The organism is Actinomyces sp. Z5, from assembly GCF_003287795.1.
In the GTDB taxonomy this organism is placed as follows: domain Bacteria; phylum Actinomycetota; class Actinomycetes; order Actinomycetales; family Actinomycetaceae; genus Actinomyces; species Actinomyces glycerinitolerans.
Window position 1 is genome coordinate 1 of record NZ_QMIN01000064.1, and the last position, 21,403, is coordinate 21,403.

At 69.3% G+C, this 21,403-nt stretch carries 17 protein-coding genes; 6 read left to right on the forward strand and 11 right to left on the reverse strand.

The annotated features are described in order from the left end of the window. Positions 1 to 355: 355 nt before the first annotated feature. The 7 genes from eccCa to DRB06_RS08890 form a co-directional block, all read right to left on the reverse strand. On the reverse strand, positions 356 to 4,357 hold the full coding sequence (gene eccCa, locus DRB06_RS08870; protein WP_111819741.1) for a type VII secretion protein EccCa: 4,002 nt from the start codon (positions 4,355 to 4,357) through the stop codon (positions 356 to 358). Then, positions 4,354 to 5,304 carry a hypothetical protein gene (locus DRB06_RS08875; RefSeq protein WP_111819742.1) on the reverse strand — a complete coding sequence of 317 codons (951 nt, stop codon included), beginning with the start codon at positions 5,302 to 5,304 and terminating at the stop codon, positions 4,354 to 4,356. The genes eccCa and DRB06_RS08875 overlap by 4 nt, the downstream gene beginning before the upstream one ends. Beyond that, a complete protein-coding gene (locus DRB06_RS08880; protein WP_111819743.1) occupies positions 5,301 to 6,608 on the reverse strand; it encodes an EsaB/YukD family protein in 1,308 nt (435 codons plus the stop codon). Before DRB06_RS08880 ends, DRB06_RS08875 begins: the two co-directional genes overlap by 4 nt. Beyond that, positions 6,605 to 6,910, reverse strand: a complete 306-nt coding sequence (locus DRB06_RS16140) for a hypothetical protein (RefSeq protein WP_146752379.1) — start codon at positions 6,908 to 6,910, stop codon at positions 6,605 to 6,607. The genes DRB06_RS08880 and DRB06_RS16140 overlap by 4 nt, the downstream gene beginning before the upstream one ends. A 75-nt stretch (positions 6,911 to 6,985) precedes the next feature. Then, positions 6,986 to 7,792: a hypothetical protein gene (locus DRB06_RS16145; RefSeq protein ID WP_181575237.1), complete on the reverse strand. Its 807-nt coding sequence runs from the start codon at positions 7,790 to 7,792 to the stop codon at positions 6,986 to 6,988. A 335-nt stretch (positions 7,793 to 8,127) separates the two neighbouring features. Continuing rightward, positions 8,128 to 9,300: a PTS transporter subunit IIC gene (locus DRB06_RS08885; RefSeq protein WP_111819744.1), complete on the reverse strand. Its 1,173-nt coding sequence runs from the start codon at positions 9,298 to 9,300 to the stop codon at positions 8,128 to 8,130. Between the two features lie 372 nt (positions 9,301 to 9,672). After that, positions 9,673 to 10,173, reverse strand: a complete 501-nt coding sequence (locus tag DRB06_RS08890) for a transcription repressor NadR (RefSeq protein ID WP_111819745.1) — start codon at positions 10,171 to 10,173, stop codon at positions 9,673 to 9,675. 631 nt (positions 10,174 to 10,804) lie between these two features. Between DRB06_RS08890 and nrdH the strand changes: the two genes are divergently transcribed. Genes nrdH through DRB06_RS16630 form a run of 4 tightly spaced genes read left to right on the forward strand, consistent with a single transcriptional unit; the run spans position 10,805 to position 14,203 of the window. Further along, on the forward strand, positions 10,805 to 11,053 hold the full coding sequence (gene nrdH, locus DRB06_RS08895; RefSeq protein ID WP_073329558.1) for a glutaredoxin-like protein NrdH: 249 nt from the start codon (positions 10,805 to 10,807) through the stop codon (positions 11,051 to 11,053). 16 nt (positions 11,054 to 11,069) lie between these two features. Continuing rightward, positions 11,070 to 11,480, forward strand: coding sequence for a class Ib ribonucleoside-diphosphate reductase assembly flavoprotein NrdI (nrdI, locus tag DRB06_RS08900; protein ID WP_111819746.1), 411 nt, complete (start codon positions 11,070 to 11,072; stop codon positions 11,478 to 11,480). Continuing rightward, a complete protein-coding gene (nrdE, locus tag DRB06_RS08905; protein WP_111819747.1) occupies positions 11,465 to 13,630 on the forward strand; it encodes a class 1b ribonucleoside-diphosphate reductase subunit alpha in 2,166 nt (721 codons plus the stop codon). The genes nrdI and nrdE overlap by 16 nt, the downstream gene beginning before the upstream one ends. 27 nt (positions 13,631 to 13,657) lie before the next feature. Continuing rightward, entirely contained in the window at positions 13,658 to 14,203 is a 546-nt protein-coding gene (locus tag DRB06_RS16630; protein WP_108965481.1) for a hypothetical protein, read from the forward strand. Between the two features lie 1,055 nt (positions 14,204 to 15,258). Here the strand turns inward: DRB06_RS16630 and DRB06_RS08915 are convergent. Next, a complete protein-coding gene (locus tag DRB06_RS08915) occupies positions 15,259 to 16,386 on the reverse strand; it encodes a bile acid:sodium symporter family protein (protein ID WP_111819748.1) in 1,128 nt (375 codons plus the stop codon). A gap of 242 nt (positions 16,387 to 16,628) precedes the next feature. Between DRB06_RS08915 and DRB06_RS08920 the strand changes: the two genes are divergently transcribed. Continuing rightward, positions 16,629 to 17,507, forward strand: coding sequence for an SMP-30/gluconolactonase/LRE family protein (locus DRB06_RS08920; protein WP_111819749.1), 879 nt, complete (start codon positions 16,629 to 16,631; stop codon positions 17,505 to 17,507). Positions 17,508 to 17,564: 57 nt separating this feature from the next. Here the strand turns inward: DRB06_RS08920 and DRB06_RS08925 are convergent, their stop codons facing one another. Next, positions 17,565 to 18,173 carry a DUF1269 domain-containing protein gene (locus tag DRB06_RS08925; RefSeq protein ID WP_073329640.1) on the reverse strand — a complete coding sequence of 203 codons (609 nt, stop codon included), beginning with the start codon at positions 18,171 to 18,173 and terminating at the stop codon, positions 17,565 to 17,567. Positions 18,174 to 18,465: 292 nt separating this feature from the next. Between DRB06_RS08925 and DRB06_RS08930 the strand changes: the two genes are divergently transcribed. After that, positions 18,466 to 19,752 (forward strand): hemolysin family protein, encoded by a 1,287-nt coding sequence (locus tag DRB06_RS08930; protein ID WP_111819750.1) that lies wholly within the window; start codon positions 18,466 to 18,468, stop codon positions 19,750 to 19,752. A gap of 62 nt (positions 19,753 to 19,814) precedes the next feature. Here the strand turns inward: DRB06_RS08930 and DRB06_RS08935 are convergent, their stop codons facing one another. Beyond that, the gene (locus DRB06_RS08935) at positions 19,815 to 20,312 is read right to left on the reverse strand and encodes a TspO/MBR family protein (RefSeq protein WP_220093009.1); all 498 of its coding nucleotides are present in this window, start codon (positions 20,310 to 20,312) and stop codon (positions 19,815 to 19,817) included. Positions 20,313 to 20,481: 169 nt separating this feature from the next. Then, positions 20,482 to 21,243 (reverse strand): phosphoribulokinase, encoded by a 762-nt coding sequence (locus DRB06_RS08940; protein WP_258522213.1) that lies wholly within the window; start codon positions 21,241 to 21,243, stop codon positions 20,482 to 20,484. Positions 21,244 to 21,403: the final 160 nt, after the last annotated feature.

Below are 21,403 nucleotides of genomic sequence, written 5' to 3' on the forward strand. Positions count from 1 at the left end.
AAAACCCATGAGACTCAACCGTCCCAGAAGTCATGAGACTCAACCGTCCCAGAAGTGTGGAGACAGCACAGTCACAGGAAGGTACGAACCGTCGCGCCAACGTACGAACCGTCGCGCCAGATCCACCGCGGACACCAAAGCGCCACCACCTCGGCACGTCATAAGTGCCGGTCTCAGCACGTCATAGGTGCCGGTCTCAGCACGTCATAGGTGCCGGTCTCGGTGTGTCACCCCACCGTGCCAGCAGCGAGCCAACACACCCTCAAATGCGAAGAGCCCTTTAAGCCAGTCGCGACATACGCGGCCGAGGTTCGGAGTTGAAAGCGGGTGCGCGCTGTTGCGGGTGCTCGTGTGTTCAGCCGCCGGTCGGCGTGAAGTCGCCGACCTGAACCAGGCGGGGCTTGCGGCCGCGACGCACCCACCAGCCACGTCCGGCCCGCAGGTGCTCCGCCCGCACACCGCCGATAAGCGCCCCCTCACCCCGGTCACCGTCCATGATCAGGCCAGTGGCGCCGGTGTCCCGCAGCGCCTGCAGCAGCTGGTCGTACAGGGCCCGTGACGCCCCGGCCACCGGCCGGGCCAGCACCACATTCAGGCGCAGATCCCGCGCCGAGGATAGGAACGGGATGGTCGGCCCCAGCGGCCCGTTACCTCCCGAGGACAGGATGTCGTAGTCATCCACCACCAGCACGATCCGCGGCCCGTCCACCGCCTCACCCGCCGCCAGGGCATCGGAGCGGCGCTGCAACTCCTGCGCGATCGACGCCGACAGCCCGCCGGCCAGCGCCGTCGAGGTCGCGTGCCCACCCAGGAAGGCCTCCGGGCAGGCCCCGGCCGTCGTCCGCCGCACGTCATAGACGGCTACCACCAGCTCATCGGGTGTGTGGCGCTCTACTAGTGACTCGATCACGCCACGTAGCACCGTGCTCTTGCCGCAACCCGGATCGCCCAGCACCAGTAGATGCGGGTCACGCCCACCAAGGTCAAGGTTGATCGGGGTCATCGTGTCCTGGAACAGCCCCAGCGGCAGCAGCTCCGGCTCCTGCTCGCCGTCGGGCAGGTCCGCCGGGTCAATGCTCTCCGGCAGCAGCCGCACCGGCGCCGGCAATGGCCCCGACCAGACCGCGCCCACTTCCTCCGCCAGCACCTGCAGGGCCGCGCCGACGCCCTCGGACAGGTCGGCGCCCTCAACCACCGGCAGCGCCACCTGGGCGAACAGCTTGTCCGTGCGCAGCACCCGGCCCGGCGTATCCGCCCGCAGCGTGGCCGAGAGCTTGCGCGCCACCAGCGAATCAGCCGGGTCGTTCAGCCGCAGCTCCAGGCGGGTGCCCACCAGCGACTGCTGCGACATGCGCAGATCGTTGCCGCGCGACAGCGTCATTACCGCATGCACCCCCAAACCGCCGCCGCGGCGCAGAACCTCATCCAGCGGGTCCTCCAGCTCCGGGAAGTCCGAGCGCAGCAGGCCCAGTCCGTCCACCAGCAGCACCACGTCCGCGCTGGCCAGCTCGGGCAACTCGCCCGCGGCGTGCCGGGCGCGCAGCACCTCCAGGGAGTCGATGTGGTGCGCGGCTAGAACCCGTTCTCGCTGGTCCAGCATCGCCACTACCTCCTCCAGTACGCGGCGCATGCGCTCCCGGTCCCCGCGCGTGGCCACCCCGCCCACATTCGGCAGCGCCGCCAGTCGCGACAGCCCGCCGCCGGTGGCGTCCACCCCGTAGAAGGCGAGCCGGTCGGGTCCGCTCGTCAGCGCGGCCGCGGTGGTCAGCGTCCACAGGAAGGTGGTGCGGCCGCTCTGCGGCGCCCCGACCACGGCCACGTGTCCGCCGCCCACGGTCAGGTTCAGCAGCCACGGCTGCTGGCGCTGGTGGGCGGGATCATCCACCAGCCCCACCGGCACCATGGGGCCCGGACCGGCCGGGGTCGGCGCCTGCAGACCAACCTCATCGAGCCGCAAAGGTCCGCTGAGCACGCTCGTCAGCGGCAGCCGGGCGGGTAGCGGCTGCAGCCATACCGGCGCCATGGGTTCGGCGGCCCCACTCAGTTGTGCCACGACGGCGTCCACCACCGTCCGCCTCGTGGTGTGCCCCTCCGGGATGACGGCCTGTGCCGCCGTTGGTTCCTCGGCCTCCAGGCCGTTGTGCACCGGCAGCAGCAGTGGCACCTGCTCCTCGCGCTCGGCAGGGGCGGGCTCGGCGTCCACCTCCTCTACCGGTCCGGAGACGTAGCCGGCCCGGAAGCGCGTGAAGACGCTGGTGTCCACCTTCAGGTACCCGTACCCGGGGGAGGCGGGCAGGTGGAAGGCGTCCGGCACCCCGATCACCGTGGAGGACTCGCCCTCGGTGAAGGTGCGCAGGCAGATTCGGTAGGACAGGTAGGTGTCCAGGCCCCGCAGCTTGCCGCCCTCAATGCGCTGGCTTGACAGCAGCAGGTGCACACCTATGGACCTGCCGATGCGCCCGATTGTCAGCAGCAGGTCCACGAAGTCCGGATTCGCCGTCAGCAGTTCCCCGAACTCGTCGATGATGACGAACAGGTGCGGCATGGGCGGCATCTCCGGGTGCTCCTCGCGCAGCCGCCGGTAGTGGGCGATGTCGGGGGAGGAGCCGGCGTCCCGCAGCTGCTTCTGTCGGCGCACCACCTCGCCGGCGATCGAGGCGCGCGCCCGCTCGATGAGCCCGGCGTCGTCGGCCAGGTTGTCCATTAGCCCGACCACGTGCGGCAGGGAGGCGAAGGGCGCGAAGGCGGCGCCGCCCTTGTAGTCGACCAGGATCATCGACAGGTCCTCCGGGCCGTGGCCGACGGCGAGCGCCGTCACCAGGGTGCGCAGCAGCTCGGACTTGCCCGAACCGGTCGCGCCCACGCACAGCCCGTGCGGCCCGACCCCCAGCTGGGCGGACTCCTTCAGGTCCAGCAGTACCAGCTCGTGGTTGTCGTCGGTGCCCAGTGGCACCCGCAGGAAGTCACGCGCCGAGCGGGGCCGCCAGGCGGCGGGCACATCGATGCGCCTGGGGTCGTCCACTCCCAGCAGATCCGCCAGGGAGGTTGCGGACGCCTCCTCCACCTCCCGCTCGGCGGCCGCCCCCAGGGACAGCGGCGCCAGCGCCCGGCACACACCCTCAGCGGCCGCCGGGCCCAGCTCGTCCGGGGTCACCACGGTGGGCAGGACCGGGGCGGCGGCGTGGTCGGTCCTGCCCGATGCGTCGCGGACCGGACGCAGGTCCTCCACCAGTACCGTGCCGTCGTCGCGCACCGTCAGCCGCAGCGACGGGTCAGAGGGCTCATCCAGACGGTCGGTGACGAGGTGAAGGACGGTCGCCCCCACGTCCTGCGCCCGCAGGGAGGCGTCGGGGATCGCCAAGGACTGGGCCGGCCCCTCGGCGTCGACGACGGCGAGCAGCCGGGTACGACGCCGCTGCACACCGCCTGTGCCCATGCGCGCTACCTGCGCAGCGGCCTTCGCGGCAGCGGCTATCTCAGGGCGCAGCACGCGCTCCAGGTCCTGTTGGTCCGCTCCCACTCGGCGCATTGCCACCGGGCCGTCGAAGACGCCGTGAATGCGCAGGTGGGGGAGCCGGGCCACGCCCTCCCACACCTGCGCCACGGACTCGTTGTAGGCGAGGGCGATGTGCAGGTCCTCTGGGGCGTGATGCACCGCCGCCTGCACCAGCAGGGTGCGGGCCAGAGCGCGGGTGACCTCCCGGGGGCCGATCAGCGACACCTCACCTGCGGCGTCAAGATCGATGGTGGCGGGCATGGCGTACTGCACGGCGTAGCTGTCCACCAGGGTCCGTGCTTCCTGCACCAGCAGGGGGTCGGCCTGAGCGACGGCCTCCGTGCGGGGCATGGCTGCGAGCGGATAGGGCAGGTCGGCGGTGCCCAGACGCAGCCGCAGGAAGTCACCGTCGCTGCGCCGTCGCTCCCAGCGCCGGTCGGGGGAGACGGCCCATGCCGCCAGTGCCTGGGGCGCGGGGTGGGCCCGGAAGGCGCGCTGACGCAGCTGCCCGGCGGCGGCCTCCAGGGCTACTGCAGCGTCCGCGAGCGAGTCGAGGTAGCGCTCGCGCCGCTCCCGGCGTTGGCGTGCCTGCCCGTTGCGTCGGGATACGGTGGCGGCCAGCATGCCGATCATGGTCACCAGCATCACCACCGAGCCGAGGAGTGCGAAGATCAGATTCGAGCGCAGCAGCGTCATCATCAGCATGGATGAGCCCGCGCCGGCCAGGGGCAGCATCATCTGGAACGGAAAGCCCTGCCCTGCGCCGGTATCGGCCAGCTGTGGCGGCGCAGGTACGACGGTCGGCTCGGGCAGTTCCAGCGGGCGGTGCAGACGTCCGGGGCGGTGGACGGTGTGGATCATGCCTCACCTCGTACGCTCTTGGCGGCCGCATCCACGGTGCGGGCGGCCAGGGCAGCGACCGCGACGGCGGTGCGACGCCGCAGGGGCGTGGGGCCGGATCGCCGCAGCGCGGGGTCGTAGGGGACCAGCGTCTCGTCCGGGCCCAGGCGTGGGATGAGCGGATGTCCGGGCGCGGTGGCGACGACGGCGTGCAGCACTGCCGGGGAACGGCGAGTCGAGGCGGGGGCAGCGCCGGACCGGCCGTCCGCGGCGTCGGCTTCAGTGCTCATCGCACCGGCCGGGCGGTCTGTCAGGGACTCGTTGAGCTTCCTTACGAGTATGCGGCCACGCTCGACCTCGCGTCGCCGCGCCGGGCTCACCAGCACTACGGCATGGTGCAGCGGGGCGACCTCGGCCAGCTCCGCCTGGGTCAGCGGGCCGAACTCGGTCAGGCAGGTGTCAAAGAAGTGCCCGAGATCGCGCCGCGCTCGATGCCACTGCGGCGGTAGACCAGCACCTGCGGGCTCCAGCCGTAGGCAGGAGGTGAGGCTGTCCGCTCCACAGCCCGCTGCGCCGCGCAGTGTCGGCCCGAGCTCCGCCGGGGGCACCGCGGTGGGAATGGAGTCCTCCAGTGGCCAGCGACGGGAGAAGGGCAGGCGATCGGCGGCAGTGTCGGTGCCGGGAGAGGCGGACAGCAGTAGCGCCGGGGCGCGCCTGGCGCGGGTCATCGTCCCGATCAATTGCAGGGCCACTGTGGTTGTCCCACAGGCCGACGCGGTGGGAACCACGGCGATACGGCAGGTCAGCGGCAGCGGCTGTACCAGTGCCTGGTGTGTCTGCGCGGCGGTACGGCGCCAGGCGGGCGCGCCAGTCAGGGTCAGGGCGCACAGGTCGAGCGGGCGGCGCAGGAGATCCAGGCGGTCGGCGTTGCGGCGGGCATATGCGCGGTCGAGGACGGGCGTGGTCATGAGAACAGTCCCAACAGGTGTGCGAAGAGTCCGTCGAGACCGCACAGCAGTGGCATCGTGGCGACGGTGGCCGCCGTCTCCACCCTGTCACCGAGGCGACGCAGGCGCACGCGAGTTTGATCGGCGCTCTGGTACAGGGCGGCGGTCGCCAGCACCACCACGGCGACGGTCAGCAGGCCGGCACGCTGCGGGAAGGGCAGCGACGAGGCCAGAATCAGCGGCGCCGGCAGGCAGGCGAGCCACAGGGCAATGACCTCCGCCCGCAGGGGGAAGGCGCGTGAGCGCAGCGCTGCGGCTACCACCACGGCTACGGCCAGCCAGTGCCCCCACGGATCGTCCTGCCGCGCCAGGTTCGCCGTCGCCCACGCCAGGGCGGCGGCCGCCACCAGACAGGAGACCAGTAGCGAGTCGTGAGCGGCGGTCAGGGAGCGGCGCGCCCGGTCGCGCGGTGGCAGAGCCCCGGTCAAGGCGGTGTCATCCAGCCTGGCCGCCCCGGACACCACCAGCGCGATCCACGGCAGCGAGCCCGCGAGTATCAGTGCAAGTACCGCCAGAATTCCGTAGGCGAGCTTGGAGGTGGGAGACAGGTCGGCTATAAGCACCCAGACACCTTCGATGCCGAGCCCGACGGCGGCGCCGGTGCTCCAGCCGATGTGTCTGAAAGCCAGGCCCATGGCGGCTGTCACCAACAGGATCAGGGCCAGGGCTGCGAGCACTCCGGCTTCGGTTCCGATCCTTGCCAGGGTGAGGCTCTGCGCCGCCAGCAGCCCTAGCAGCAGGCATAGGCCCAGGACGTGGACGCCCGACGGACCGGTACCGCTGCGCCGGAGTGCGGCAATGGCGAAGAGCAGGCCCAGGCCCGTCAGCGCCACCCAGGTGTGCGCCGTCGGCGACAGCGCTTGAAGCTGGGGCCAGGTGGCGAGCGCGGTTAGAACGCCGATGAGGATGCCGGCTCCGAGTGGCCGGTCCGTGCGTCGCCACCTACCGGGATGCGCCTCGGTGAGATCCGCCATGGCCTCGCTCAGGTCGGACACTCGTGCGGGTGGTGGGATCTCGTCGTCGGCCACAACGCGCAGGACCTCGCCGTCCAGGACCTCCTGGGTGACCAGGTCCAACTCGGGGTCCACCAGGCGGCCGTCGGCACGCACCAGGTGCGTCGCCAGTGGGGTGCTGGAGTGGCTGGACTGGGAACCCAGGAGGGATAGCAGTGTCGGCATCTGCGCGCCGACCGGCTCGGTGGAGGGCAGCACCAACTCGGCCCGTGACCGATCTGCCACGAGGGTGATGCGGGTGTAGGGGATCATTGCTCTGCTTCCTGGGTTGGCTGCGCCGCCGCATCCGTTGGTTCAGGGGACGGCGCTACGGTGGCGCTGTCGGTGGAGGTACTTCCGCCCGAGGTATTGCGGATCGAGTCCAGGTGCGTGGAAATGTAGGAGTAGCCCACACAGCCGCTGCACGCTAGGGCGGCAACCACGAGTGACGCGATCAGACGGGGTGCCTGAGCCCGGCTCCTTCCCGGCCTGCGGCCACGTTCCAGGGCGTCGCGCAGGCGTGCATGATGCACGCGCGCAGAATCGAGGACTGCCTGCTCGTTCTCACGCGGCATGGGGGCTCCTCCGGCAGTCGGCAACCTCGCGGGCGGTTTCGGTCAGATCGGCCCCGATCGGCGCAGCAGTGACTCTCATCCGACCATCCTCTCGGGGCCAGGAGCCTGGGTGTCCGGGAAATCCAGTGCCTGCCGGGCGCGGGCACGCTCCTGCTCCCGCTCCCGGGCCCGCAACTCCTTGCGGGTCATGCGGGGCGGTGCGGGGGCCTGTGGCGCGGCCGCGGCGGCCGGCTGCTGAGCGGGCTCGGGCGGCGGTGGGGGCGGGGGCGCCTGCGGTGGTACGGAGGGCGGCAGCAGCAGGGAGGCTAGCGGGGGAGTCTGCGCCGAGGGGGACTGCGCCGGCACCGCACGGAGCGTAGGTGGTGATTCGGGTGGAAGGGCTGCGGTCGTGGGAGCCTGTTCCGGCTGCGGCTGCGGCTGCGACTGGACCGGCTGCTGCGAGGGCGACGATGCCGCTGCCAGCTGCTGTGCGCGGGCGGCGAGCTCGGCGGCCTCAGCGAGTTCGTCCAGTTCATCCAGCGTCACCCGAGATGGATCGGGACCGTTGTGGATGTCTAGCACGGTGGCTCCGGCGGCCGACCCGAGACGCAGCAGTGGCAGCAGGGCGCGGGCCGTGCCGGTGGGTAGCCCGGCATCGGCGTCGACGGTGAGCAGGCCCAGTATCAGGCCGCCGACGGCTCTGCCATACAGGCAATGGCCAACCAGCTGGGCCAGGAGCAGGCCCAGAGCCGCCAGTACGAGCAGCAGCCTGACCAGTGCCGGGCCCGACAGCAACATGCAGAGCACCAGCGGCACAGCCGCAATGGCGAGGTCGATCCCAGCGCTTGCCGCAATCATCTGCCGGGATGCCGCGCGGCAACCGACGGGGAGCGCTGGGCTCACTGAGTATGAGGCCTGTGAGGTCAAGGCATGCCTCCTTCACCTGGGCAGGGTGGTGTCAGGTGAAGGGGTTCTTCACCGCCGAATGACAATCGCGTTTGGGTTACGAGTATGGCACGAATGCGCCTGTGTTCGTATGTGGGATTGCAGGCATTACGTGCGGCAGGCGGTGTGGAAGACGGGCTCTTCGCGTTTGAGGGTTTGGTGGGTGGATCGGCGGCGCTTCGCCGAGTGATGGACGGCGCGCGCGTTCCGGCGGTGCGACGGGTGGGGAGCGTGGTGTGATCCTCAGCCCAGAACCGGACACGAAGGCTGAAGCAAGTCAGAAGAGGCGGGCATCAGGCCTTGGCCAGTGCCATATCGCCGGGGCGGATCCAGCCGCGGGCGCGCATGAACTCGCTGATGGCCAGAGTCAGCAGTGCCGGGGCCGCGAACTGGAATAGCACGATCGTGGCCACCAACTGCGCCGTGGGCATGGCGCCGCTCATGGTCTGCCAGGTCATGATCTGACCAACCAGGCCCGCCGAGCCCATGCCCGAGCCGACGGCGTTGGACTCCATGTGCAGCACAACGGTCGCCACCGGTCCGAGCAGCGCCGATGCCAGCGTGGGCGGCACCCAGATGAGTGGTCGGCGCAGGATGTTCGGCATTTGCAGCATGGAGGTGCCCAGGCCCTGCGCCAGCAGCCCGGACCAGCGATTCTCCCGGAAGGAGGCGATGGCGAAGCCCACCATCTGGGTGGTGCAGCCGATGGTCGCGGCGCCTGCGGCGACGCCGGACAGGCCCAGGATCACGCCGAGCGCCGCCGAGGAGATCGGCAGGGTCAGCACCATCCCCATGATGACGGCGACGATCACGCCCATCAGCAGCGGCTGCCGCTCGGTGCCCCAGTTGACCAGCTGTCCCAGCGCCGTCATCGCCGAGGAGATGGGCGGGCCGACCAACAGTCCGACGCCACCGCCCACGAGGATCGTGGTCAACGGGGTCACCAGGATGTCCACCGGCGTCCTGCCGGAGACCAGGCGGCCGGCCTCGACGGCCACACAGGCCGCCACGAAGGCGCCCAGCGGCTCACCCGGGCCGCGCAGCAGCAGTGCGGTGCCGACGTCGTCGTTCAGTATGGCGCTGCCGGACAGCAGGCCGGAGGCCTGGGCGCCGATCTGCCCGACGGCGGCCGCGGAGATGACGACGAAGGTGTCGGCCCCCAGCCGGCGGGCGGTACCCAGGCCAATGCCGGCGCCGGTGATCGAGGAGGCCACCCGCCCCATCAACACCATGAAGTCGCCGACGGTCCCGGGGGCGAAGGCCCCGAGCTGGGTGAGGATCGTGCCGATGATCAGCGTGGCGAACAGGCCGTGCGCCATACCGGTCAAGCCCTCGATGAAGAACCGGTTGCCGAAGGCGCGCAGCCGGTCCAGCGGGCCGTGCGGCTCGGCGGGGGAGGCGACGTCTTTGGCGGGGATGTTGGCTGCGTTGTTGGCGGGGGCCTTGGGCTTGGAGGATGTGGACATGGGAGCCTCCCATGGACGACGGGGGCGACGGCCTGCGCCCGCGCTGGGTGTCAAGACACTAAAAGGATAGTCGGGACCCGTCAGGTGTCATGACACAAGTGGGGTGAGCTGCCTCTCCCATACGCGTGGACCGCGGTGCGGGGCCAGGCCATGCGGCGCCGTCGGCCGCCTCTCCCTTACGCGTGGACCGCGGTGCGGGACCGGGCCGACAGGTGGGGAAACTGATGCTCCGAAAACGGCACAAGCGTCCCGGGTGCTGTGTGGTCTGACCTCGTGGAACCGTACGATTTCAACGATCCGCTGCCGCAGGGCAGGGGCTGCGCCGATCGTTCATGCCGGATTCGGACATTCGTCCTCCGGAGGCAGCGGGCGTCAGCGCAGAATGCCGAGTTCGCTCAGTCGCGACTCGATGGTGTTCAGCTGCGCCTCCGAGTCGGCCTCAACCGTGTGGGCGTGCCAGCCGTTGGTCAGCTCGGACAGGGTGGAGGACTCGGTCATGCGCTCAAGAAAGAGGTCCAGCTCGGTGTGGTTGTGTATGAGCAGGTCCACCGTGATCTGGCCGTACAGGCGGTGCTCGATGATCGTGTCCAGGGCGGTGCCGCCGGCGTCGATGATCGCGGCCAGCTCGGCGGCCACCTGGTCGCGACCGTGCTGGACGTGGAAGACGCGGCGTGGCCGCGAACTGGGGCGGGCCAGGACATAGCCGCGGTTGGTGGCGCGGATGGCGTGGCCGGCGGCACGCAGCAGGGCGACGTCACCCACGACGATCTGCCGGGAGGCGCCGAGTTGCTCGCCCAGCCATGCCGCAGCCAGCGGGGTGTCGGCCTCCTGCAGGCGGTCCAGGATCGCCTGTCGGCGCTCGGATGCGTCCATTTCGCGGTCCTCTCGATGCTCCTCTTGCTGCCCCACGGCGGGCTTGTTGCCGCGCGGCCGGCCCCTGTGAGCCGCCTCATGGGAACGTAGCACGGTTGCCATGGCCGACGGAACGGGTAGTGCTCGCGTGATTGGCGGTGCGACACGCCCGGGGCGTGGTGATTCGGGCGGCATTTTTCACCAGTTTGTCCCCAGCCTGGGGACCGGCGGAGTGGTGGTGCGGCTGTAGGCCTGTGGAGACGGTGAGGGTAAGCGGTCGGAATTCATGTCAGACCCCCGCGAGACCATGACGAAGCCGATCCGGGGTGGTCGGGCGACGGCGTCGTGCCGACCACTCCGGGACTGTCGATGCGGGCGGGCGGTGCCGGCTCCACAGGGCGTCCACAGCGATCGCCGCACCGTCCACAGGCCGAAGGGACTCTATGCACAACGACACGCCAGACACATCATCTTGGGGTGGTGGCGCGCTCCGACCCCTAGGGGTAGTGTTTTGAACAGCAGGGGGCGCTTGACCTCCCGAGAACTACATGCGTGTGATTACGTGCCGGTAAGTCCCCGTTCGTGGGGTTCCGAATCGGCCGCACGCACCGCAACCGTCCGACCATCCACCTAACGCCAGGAAGTGACTGACATGGCGATCACCGTCTACTCCAAGCCCAACTGCGTCCAGTGCGCCGCGACCTACCGCGCCCTGGACAAGGCCGGCCTGTCCTACGAGACGGTCGACATCACCCTGGACGCCGAGGCGCTCGACCAGGTCCGCTCCCTCGGCTACGCGCAGGCTCCCGTGGTCATGGCCGGCGGTGAGCACTGGTCCGGCTTCCGCCCGGACAAGATCAAGGCTCTCGCCTCCGTCGCCGCCGAGGCCGCCGCCATCTGAACGGGGGCAGGCGTCCGTGAACGACCGCCCCCTCCTGGTCTACTTCTCCTCCACCTCGGAGAACACCCGCCGCTTCGTCGAGCGGCTCGGCTACCCCAGCGCACGCATTCCGCTGCGCCCGGGGGATCAGCCGCTGAGCGTTGACGAGGAGTACATCCTCGTCGTGCCCACCTACGGCGGTGGCGCCATCAAGGGCGCCGTGCCCAAGCAGGTCATCAAGTTCCTCAACGACCCGCACAACCGGTCGCTGTGCCGCGGCGTTATTGCCTCGGGCAACACCAACTTCGGCGAGGCCTACGGCATCGCCGGCGACATCATCGCCAGCAAGCTCAACGTCCCCTTCCTGTACCGGTATGAGCTGCTCGGCACCCCTACCGACGTCGAACGCGTCAAAGAAGGATTGGACAAGTTTTGGCAGAAACGCTGACGGCCCCCGCGAGCACCGCACCGAAGACCACGGTCTCCCCGGACCTCGACTACCACGCCCTGAACGCCAAGCTGAACCTGTACGACGCGAACGGCATGATCCAGTTCGACGCCGACCGCGAGGCCACGCGCCAGTACTTCCTCCAGCACGTCAACGACAACACCGTCACCTTCCCGTCGCTGGAGGAGAAGCTGGACTACCTGGTGCGGGAGGGCTACTACGAGCAGCAGGTGCTGGACCGCTACCGCCCCGAGTTCGTCAAGTCCGCCTTCGAGGCCGCCTACGCCTACGACTACCGCTTCGAAACCTTCCTGGGCGCCTTCAAGTACTACACCTCCTACACGCTCAAGACCTTCGACGGCAAGCGCTACCTGGAGCGCTTCGAGGACCGCGTCACCATGGTCGCCCTGGCGCTGGGCGACGGCGATGAGTCGCTCGCGCTGGACCTGATCGACGAGATGATGTCGGGCCGCTTCCAGCCGGCCACCCCCACCTTCCTCAACGAGGGCAAGGCCCAGCGCGGCGAGCCCGTCTCCTGCTTCCTGGTGCGCATCGAGGACAACATGGAGTCGATCTCCCGCGGGATCAACTCCGCTCTGCAGCTGTCCAAGCGCGGCGGCGGCGTGGCCCTGCTGCTGAGCAACCTGCGAGAGATGGGCGCCCCCATCAAGCGCATCGAGAACCAGTCCAGCGGCGTCATTCCGGTGATGAAGCTGCTGGAGGACTCCTTCTCCTACGCCAACCAGCTGGGTGCGCGCCAGGGCGCGGGCGCCGTCTACCTGCACGCCCACCACCCGGACATCATGCGGTTCCTGGACACCAAGCGGGAGAATGCGGATGAGAAGATCCGCATCAAGACCCTCTCGCTCGGCGTCGTCATCCCGGACATCACCTTCGAGCTGGCCCGGGCGAACGAGGACATGTACCTGTTCAGCCCCTACGACGTCGAGCGCGTCTACGGGTTGCCCTTCGCGGATATCAACGTCACCGAGAAGTACCGCGAAATGGTGGCCGACGAGCGCATTCGCAAGGACAAGATCAACGCCCGCCAGTTCTTCCAGACGTTGGCGGAGATCCAGTTCGAGTCCGGCTATCCCTACGTCATGTTCGAGGACACGGTCAACCGGGCCAACCCGATCAAGGGCAAGGTGGTCATGTCGAACCTGTGCTCGGAGATCCTGCAGGTCTCTGAGCCCAGCGTGCTCAACGAGGACCTGTCCTACGCGCACGTCGGCAAGGACATCTCCTGCAACCTGGGCTCCCTGAACATCGCCAAGACCATGGACTCCCCGGACTTCGCGCGCTCCATCCGCACCGCCGTGCGCGGGCTGACGGCCGTCTCCGACCAGACCGAATTGGAGTCCGTCCCGTCGATCAACCGCGGCAACCACGAGTCCCACGCGATCGGCCTGGGCCAGATGAACCTGCACGGCTACCTGGCGCGCGAGCACATCCACTACGGCTCCGAGGAGGGCCTGGACTTCACCAACGTCTACTTCGCCTCCGTGCTGTTCGCGGCGCTGACCGCCTCGCACGAGCTGGCCGTGGAGCGGGGGGAGACCTTCGTCGGCTTCGAGGACTCCAAGTACGCGTCCGGTGAGTTCTTCGACAAGTACCTGAACCGGGACTTCGTCCCGGTCACCGAGCACGTACGCGAGCTATTCGCGAAGTCCTCGGTGCACGTGCCCACGCGCGCGGACTGGGCGGAACTGGCGGAGAAGATCAAGCGAGACGGCATCTACAACCGCAACCTCCAGGCGGTGCCGCCCACCGGATCCATCTCCTACATCAACCACTCCACCTCCTCGATCCACCCGATCGTCGCCAAGATCGAGATCCGCAAGGAGGGCAAGATCGGGCGCGTCTACTACCCGGCGCCCTATATGACCAACGACAACCTCGAGTACTACGAGGACGCCTACGAGATCGGCCCCGAGAAGATCATCGACACCTATGCCGCCGCCACTCAGCACGTGGACCAGGGGCTGAGCCTGACGCTGTTCTTCCCGGACACCGCCACCACCCGCGACGTGAACAAGGCGCAGATCTACGCCTGGCGCAAGGGCATCAAGTCGCTGTACTACATCCGCCTGCGCCAGGCCGCGCTCACCGGCACAGAGGTGGAGGGCTGCGTCTCCTGCATGCTGTGACACTGCGTGGCTAAGGAACTTAGGGCGGTGAGCAAAGGCGATTGGGATCTGTCGCGTCCCTACCGCGTGTTCGTCGACGAGTCTGAGGTCCGGGGCTACTCGATTACCGCGGTGTACTTGCGACCGTCTGATGCGCATCGGATCCGAAAGACACTTCGGAATCATCTTCGCTCCGGACAGCGCTCCATTCACTTCACCAAGGAGCGTGATGAGGTACGCCGCGCGGTAATCGACGACGTCGTGGCGATGCCCATCAAGGTTGAGGTGTACCGGAGTTCGGCGAAACCGAGGATTGCGAGGCCAAGATGCTTACGCGCCTTGGCTGAGGCGTTGCGTGATGGCGCTTGCCAACAGCTCGTGCTTGATCGGAACGACTCTGTTATGCAGTCTGATCGACGCGTGCTGCATGAAGCGTTCGGCTCTGGTTGGGACGGAACCTACGACCATCTGCATGATCACGAAGAGCCTCTGCTCTGGCTGGCCGATGCTGTCAGCTGGTGCTGGAACAGGGGCGGGCAGTGGCGGGCCGCCTTGTCTAACGTCAGGCTTGACGTCATTGATCTGGGAAGCTGATACGCGAAACCCGGCTCGCCCACCGTCCGGAAGGCTGCCGGGTTCACTTCGCAGGGCTATTGCCCTGAGCGACCACCAGCTTACTTCGTCAGCGTCTACGGTGCCAGCGTCAGTTTCCCGGCAGGGCTAATCGTCGGCACCGAGGTGGAGGGCTGCGTCTCCTGCATGCTGTGACGTGCGAGTCGGTCGGACGCTCACGTGGCCAGGGGCAGGTGTCGAGTCAGGAAGCGCCTCGCCAGGTTGGTTGGGTGGTGGCCCGATGCCGGTTGGTCTCGGGGTTTCATCGTCGTTGCCGACGTTCTCCGGCGGCCGATCTCGGCGCCGGAGCCCGGCGATGAGATGTGCTGCCCGCTGGCGGCCAGCGGGTGAAGGTCCGGTGCTTCGTGTTGGCCGACGGGTCGAGCCGGAGCTGCGGGTTTGCACGCAAGGGCCGTCTGGGCGCACCCGCCCAAATCCCGGTTTCCCTTGGAAATACGCGGAATCTACCTCTGGGGCAGAATCCGGTGATATCACTCCAGTGTGCAACGGGGCCCGCGTTGCACACTGGAGCACCGTCATGACACCCGGATCGGGAGCCTGATCCGCGTAATCACGCGGATTCGGCCCCGGCGCTCGCTCCTGAAGTGTGCGGACCCACCGCGCCAGCGCGCGCAGCACCACCCAGCGGGTGCTCCGGCCACGCCAACCACCGACTCCAGCACCCGCACCACACCCCCCAAACCGGAAGAGCCCGAAAAGTGCGCATGGGTCCGGCCCACACAATACGAAATACGACCTTGGGGTGCGTTCCACGACCCTGGGGTGGTCGTAAAACGCACCCCAAGGTCGTAAAACGTCACGGAGGTCGTTGAGGCTCCCACCACGGTCGTGCAGCACGCCGCCTGGGTCAACTACGGTGATGCGATTAATTCGGGCTTGGTCGCATTGCAGCGCGTCAGCAGCATGTGCCGTGGCGTCGGTGGGCACGAGCAGGAGCGGGGTGCGACCGTACGAGGGAGACGGGGACGTCCCACGTGTTGCCGGGTGACGTTGGCACGTCTCTCAGGGCACAGGGGCTAGTCGCCGACAGCGGCTTGTGCGCGCAGCTGGCGGACCGTGGCCAGCGGGTCCTCGCCCTCGGGGAAGCCGCGCAGGCGCCAGTACATGGCGAGCACCGAACCGGTGATCGTGTGCCAGAAGGTCGCCACGGCGCACGGCGCCGCCACCGCGGCGCTGAGGTAGGTGGCGGCGAGCGTGGAGCCGAGCCCGGCGTTCTGCAGGCCGGTCTCGATGGAGATGGTGCGCCGGTCACGGCGGGAAACCCCGATGAGCCGTGCCACCGCGTAGCCCAGGCCATAGCCGATGGCGTTCTCGACGGCGATCGCAACGAACATCAGCAGTCCGGCAGTGGCGATCAGCGCCTGGCTGCGGGAGACCACCGCGGCCACCACCCCGGCGATGGCGATCACCGACACCCACGGCATGATCGGCTGAACCCGCGCGACCTGCCGGTGGGCGAACATGTTCAGCAGCAGCCCGGCCCCCACCGGCAGCAGCACGATCTGCACAATGGACAGCGCCATCGACCCCGCGGGTACCTCCATGTAAGTACCCGCCAGCCACAGGGTGAGCAGCGGGGTGACGACGGGGGAGAGCATGGTGGACAGTGCGGTCATGGATACGCTCAAGGCCGTGTTGCCCTTGGCCAGGAAACTGCACACATTCGACGTCGTGCCGCCCGGCACGCAGCCGATGAGGATGATGCCCACCTTGAGTTCATCCGGCAGCGGGACCAGGTGCGCCACGGTCCAGCCCACCAGTGGCATGACCGAGAACTGTGAGAGCACGCCGACCACCACCGGCACCGGGTGCCGGGCGATCATGGTGAAGTCCGGCACCGACAGGGTCATGCCCATGCCCAGCATGGTCACTGCCAGCAGCGGCGTCATGTAGTTGGACAGCGGCACGAAGGTGTCGGGGAGGAAGAAAGCCGCGAGGAAGGCCGCGAACATAATCAGGGGGAAGACGGCGACCGCAATCCGGGCGCTGCGCTCCTGGCGCGCATCCTCGACGGCGGCGCGCCGGGCCTCGGTGCGCTCGGCGGCTGCGCGGTCGGCCTCGTTTCCACCTCCCCGGCGGGGGGCGAGCTGGTCGGTGGCGGGCGGCGCGGACCGCGTGCCGGCGTCATTGGCAGAGGGAGTCATGGGATCCTCGGAAGGCGAGATGCGGGGTGGGTGTCCGCCTTCACGGTAGGCCCCGCCGCGCCCCGACGACGCCGCAGTCCAACCGGTGGACGTGCCCCGCGCGGTGGCTCAGTGCCGGCGCGCTTTTGCAGCCCGTGCCGCGCGCTTCGCACGGCGGCGCTGCCCGTGTGCGTCGCTTTACGCCTTGATGCCCCGCCTCGCGCCCTGCCGACAGGCCCGTCGTCCGCGCATAGCCTTACCCCATGCGAGCGCAACGCATCACCGACTCCATCGCCTATCACGCCGAAGGACCCTGCTGGTGGGAGGCCACCGGCCGACTCCGCTTCGTGGACATGCTCGCCGGCGCCGTCGTCGAACTGGACGAGGCCGCCCCGGGCGGGCACCGCCGTATACCCGTCGGCTCCGCCGTCGCCTCGGTGATCCGGCCCCGCGTCGGCGGCGGCGCAATCGTCGCCACGGAGCACGGGATCTCCCTTTCCCGCCGCGAGGATCTGGCCGACCTCGCCCCCGCGGTCACGCTGTTCGCCGACCCGGCCGTGCGCACCAACGAGGGCGGCTGCGACCCCGCCGGCCGCTTCTGGATCGGCACCATGCCGTATGCGAAGACGCCCGGCGACGCCACCATGTACCGGTGGGACGGCCCGGGCGCCACCCCCGTCCGCGCCTGGGGTGACGCCACCATTTGCAACGGACTCGGCTTCTCCCCCGACGGCGGCACCGCCTACTGGACGGACACGCCCACCGGCACCGTCGTCACCATGGACTACCGGCCCGAAGACGCCGACCGCGGTGGCCTGACCGCCCCGCGCCCCTTCGTGTCTATCGACCCCGCCGCCGGACACCCGGACGGCCTCTGTGTGGACGCCGACGGTGGGGTGTGGGTCGCTCTGAACGGTGGTGCGGCCGTGCACCGTTACGCCCCCGACGGTGCCCTGGACGCCGTCGTCGAGCTCCCGGTGCGGCAAGTGACCGCCTGCACCTTCGGCGGTGACGACTACGCGACCCTGTTCATCACCACCTCCCGCGAGGACCTGCCCGACGACGTCGAGCCGGCCGCCGGGTCGATCTTCGCCGTCGCGCCGGGCGTGCGCGGACTGGCGCCCCTGCCCTTCGGAAGGTAGAGCAGGGGCGCGCTCGCCGCGGGCGGCATAGGGCGTGAGTCGGCCGTCGGCCGGGCTTCAGCCCTTGCGGTGGAAGCGTTCCTTGAGGCGTGCGATGCGCTCGTCCCAGTTCTCCCTGCGCTCCTGGCGCCGCTCCTCGCGCATCACCCGCGTCGCCTCGCGGTGGGCGGCCCTGGCCGCCTCCTGCGCAGCCTCCAGCTCCGCCAGTACCTCCTCCGCGGGGCGCCGCACCACCACGCCGTCGAGCGGGGCGACCAGCCCGTCCAGCACCTCGGGCGCGTACTCGCGGGCCTCCGCGAAGATCGCCGTCGTGCCCGCGGGCAGGCGTGAGCTGAACTCCCCGATGGCGGTCTCGGCACGGTTGACCCGTTCGACGTCGACGAAGCCTCCCGCCAGGGCGCCGGCGCCCCAGCCCAACAGCATTCCCAGCGGCCCGCCCAGAATGCCGACGACCATGCCGATGAGCCCGCCGGAGAAGGCGCCATCACCGATGCGGGCGTCCTCTCCCTCGGCCAAATGCAGGTGCCCGTCCGGCTCCCGTTCGGCAATAATGGCCGCCGGTACGACGATTCTGTTCGCCTGCGCGGCCTGGCGGATGTCGCTGAGCGCCTCATATGCCTTACTGGACTCCGCGAAGGTCACCACGATGAAATTGTGCGCGGTCATGATGCTGACTCCTGCCTGGTAGTGGTTGGTGATCCCGCTGGGGGATCGTTGACGAGGAAAGTAAACAGCTCCGACCCCGCTAACTCACCGGGTTTTGAGCCCCGTTCAGGCAACTCGTATGGTTTTCCTGGCCGCGACTAAGAGCTGTTTGAGGCTACTGTCACGTGTTTTAATGTGTGCGATCAGAAAACGCCGGGTCGAAGCGGTGACTCATGGCGATTCAAGCAACCTATTGGCGGCCATTGGGGGAGTCGGCAGATACTCCGCAGCCGACGTCGCAACAATTGCGAGCGTGGACCCATTGCTGCGCAACTGCCTGCTGGTAGTACTGTTCATCCTCGTCGGCGCCTGCTTCTCCGCCGCCGAGATGGCGCTGGTGTCTCTGCGGCCCACCCAGATCGAGGAGTTGGCCGGGCGGGGCGGCGCCGGGAGGACCGTTAAGCGGCTCACCGCCGACTCCAACCAGTTCCTCTCCGCCGTCCAGGTGGGTGTGACCATTGCCGGCTTCTTCTCCGCCTCCTTCGGGGCGGCGCAGATCGCGCCCGCGTTGGCACCCGCTCTGAGCGCATTAGGCGTCGGACGAGCGGCGGCCGCGTCTATCGCATTCGTCGTCGTCACGCTGCTGATCGCCTACCTGTCGGTGGTGGTAGGAGAGCTGGTGCCCAAGCGGATTGCCATGCAGTCGGCCCAGACCGTGGCGCTGCTGGTGGCCCGTCCGCTCGCGGCTATCACCACCGCGCTGCGGCCGGTGATCTGGCTGCTGGGCGTGTCCACGAACGCCCTGTTGCGGGGGTTGGGTTGCAACCCGGCCGCGCGGGAGGAGTCCGTCGGACTGGGGGAGCTGCGCGCCCTGGTGCAGGCCCAGGAGAGTCTCGGAGCCGAGGAGCGGCGCATGGTGCTGGACCTGCTGGAGGTGGGTGAGCGGACGGTGGCGGAAGCGATGACACCGCGCACCGAGGTTGAGTTCGTCGGTGCGAGCCTGTCCGTCGCGCAGGCGCGCGCCTCTCTGGCCGGGCTGGAGCACTCCCGCTACCCGGTGCGCCGGGGCCGGGATGACGACGACGTCGTCGGCTATGTGCACCTGCGGGACCTGATCGCGCCCGCCGACGATTCGCTGACCGTCGGCGCGCTGGCCCGAGAGCTCCTGCTGCTGCCGGCGAGCGTGCCCATGGTGTCCGCGCTCAGCCAGATGCGCGCGGCCCGCGCCCACATCGCCCTGGTGGTGGACGAGTACGGGGGCACGGACGGGATCGTCACCCTGGAAGACCTCGTGGAGGAGTTCGCCGGACAGATAGCCGACGAGTACGACCGCGAGGAGCCCGCCGTCGTACGCCGCGGTGACGCCGTTGTCATCGGCGGTCTGGCCACCCGTGCCGAGGTGGCCCGGGCGCTGGGGCGCGAACTGCCCGCCGGCCCCTTCGACACCCTCGGCGGCTTCATGATGCTCGAGCTGGGGCGGATGCCGCGCGCCGACGACGTCGTCGCCTGGGACGGTCTGCGCCTGCGGGTGGTGGCCATGGACGGCCGCCGGGTCGACCGGGTCGAGGTCGTCTCCGCGCGGAAGCGCCGAGACACCTGAGACGGGCCGGCCCGCGCGGGCGCCCGGGAGCCCCGCTCGACGTCGTCGTGGGGCGCGGCGGCTCAGTCGTTCAGCTTCCAGACGGCGCAGGACAGGGCCGTGGCGAAGGCGGTCCAGGCCGGGTACGGCGCCAGGGCGATGCCGCGCATCTTGCTGACCTTGGAGACGCGGCGAGTCAGATCCGCCGAGCTGGCGGCGAGCACCCCGGCCCAGGCGGCCGAGAGCATCGGTTGCTGGGCCCGGAAGAAGGCCCAACTCCAGCCACCGTTGAGTGCGAGGTTCGCGACCAGAGCCGTCAGGAAGCGCTTGGCCTCCTTGCTGGTGCCCGTGAGTTCCCCCGCCTCCCACAGATCGGCCAGGGTGAGCCCGGTGGTCAAGGCGATATCCGTGTACAGCGTGGTCCAGGCGATTGGGAAAGCCGCATTCGGTGGATTCCAGTCCGGCTTCTTGAGTTTCTTGTAGTACTTGCCGTCCGGGTCGGAGGCGGCGGTGCCGACGGCGGCGGTCGCCGCGACCAGTGCGGACGTGGTCAGCAGCGCCTTCATCTTGAAGTGGGTCATTGGAATGCTCCTCCTTCTGCGGCGGACGCCCGACGTTCCAGGCATCGCTGCGGCGAGGCTATTGACCCCGGATGGGGGTGGACTCGATGCGGGCGCACAAGTGGGCGGCAAGGCGCCGACCGCATACGGGGGAGCGTCTGGGGAATGGCTGAGGTGCGGCCGCGCCGGCTCAGGCGTCCACCGCTGCGGCGGGCTCCAGTCGCCAGATCTCATCGCAGCGGTGCGCGCAGGCCGTCACCAGGCGGGCGTTGGGCACGTCCACGGTGCGGACCCAGTGCGCGGCGTCGGCGGCACTGCGGCCGAAGCTCTGGTGTCGGGCCACCAGGCGACGCACCAGTTCCGCCTCGGGAACGTCGATGAGAACGAGCAGGTCGATCCGGGCACGGATGTCCTCCCAGCCGCCGGAGTCCAGTGCCAGGTAGTTGCCCTCGGTGAGCACGACGCCCGGCCCGTGTACCAGCGTGCCCGCCGCCACCGGCTCGTGCAGGTCCCGCCGGTACACCGGAGCCAACACGTCCGCACAGGCGGGCGCGCGCACCCGGTCGAGGACCGACAGGTAGCCGGCGACGTCGAAGGTGTCCGGGGCGCCCTTGCGGCCGTGGCGATCGAGCGCATCCAGGACCGCGTTGGACATGTGAAACCCGTCCATGGGCACGATGCCCGCGAGCAGGCCACGCTCCCGTAGTCGCTCCTCCAGGGCTGCCATGAGCGTGGACTTGCCCGACCCGGGCGCCCCGGTCAGCCCGACGACGACGCGGCCGTCGCCGTCGCCGTCGCGGGCCGTGGCGCCGTCGTCGACGCCGTCGAGGCGGCCGGGGTGGTCGGCTGCGCTCCCGGCCGTGGCGCCGTGTAGGCGAGCGGCCAGACGTTCCACGAGGTCGGTGAGCAGTTGCTCGGCGGGGCCGGTGTGCATGATCGGCGAGGTGGGCATGGAGCGATTATCGGATACGGCGGCGCCGGACGCCGCGGTGTAGGCGTTCCACCTGAGCATTTTCGCGCGGATGAGGCAGGTACCGGTTGGTCCAGGTGCGCAGAAGTCGCTCAAGCGCATATATGCGTGGCGGGCTCGGCTTCGAATGGAGCCGAGCCCG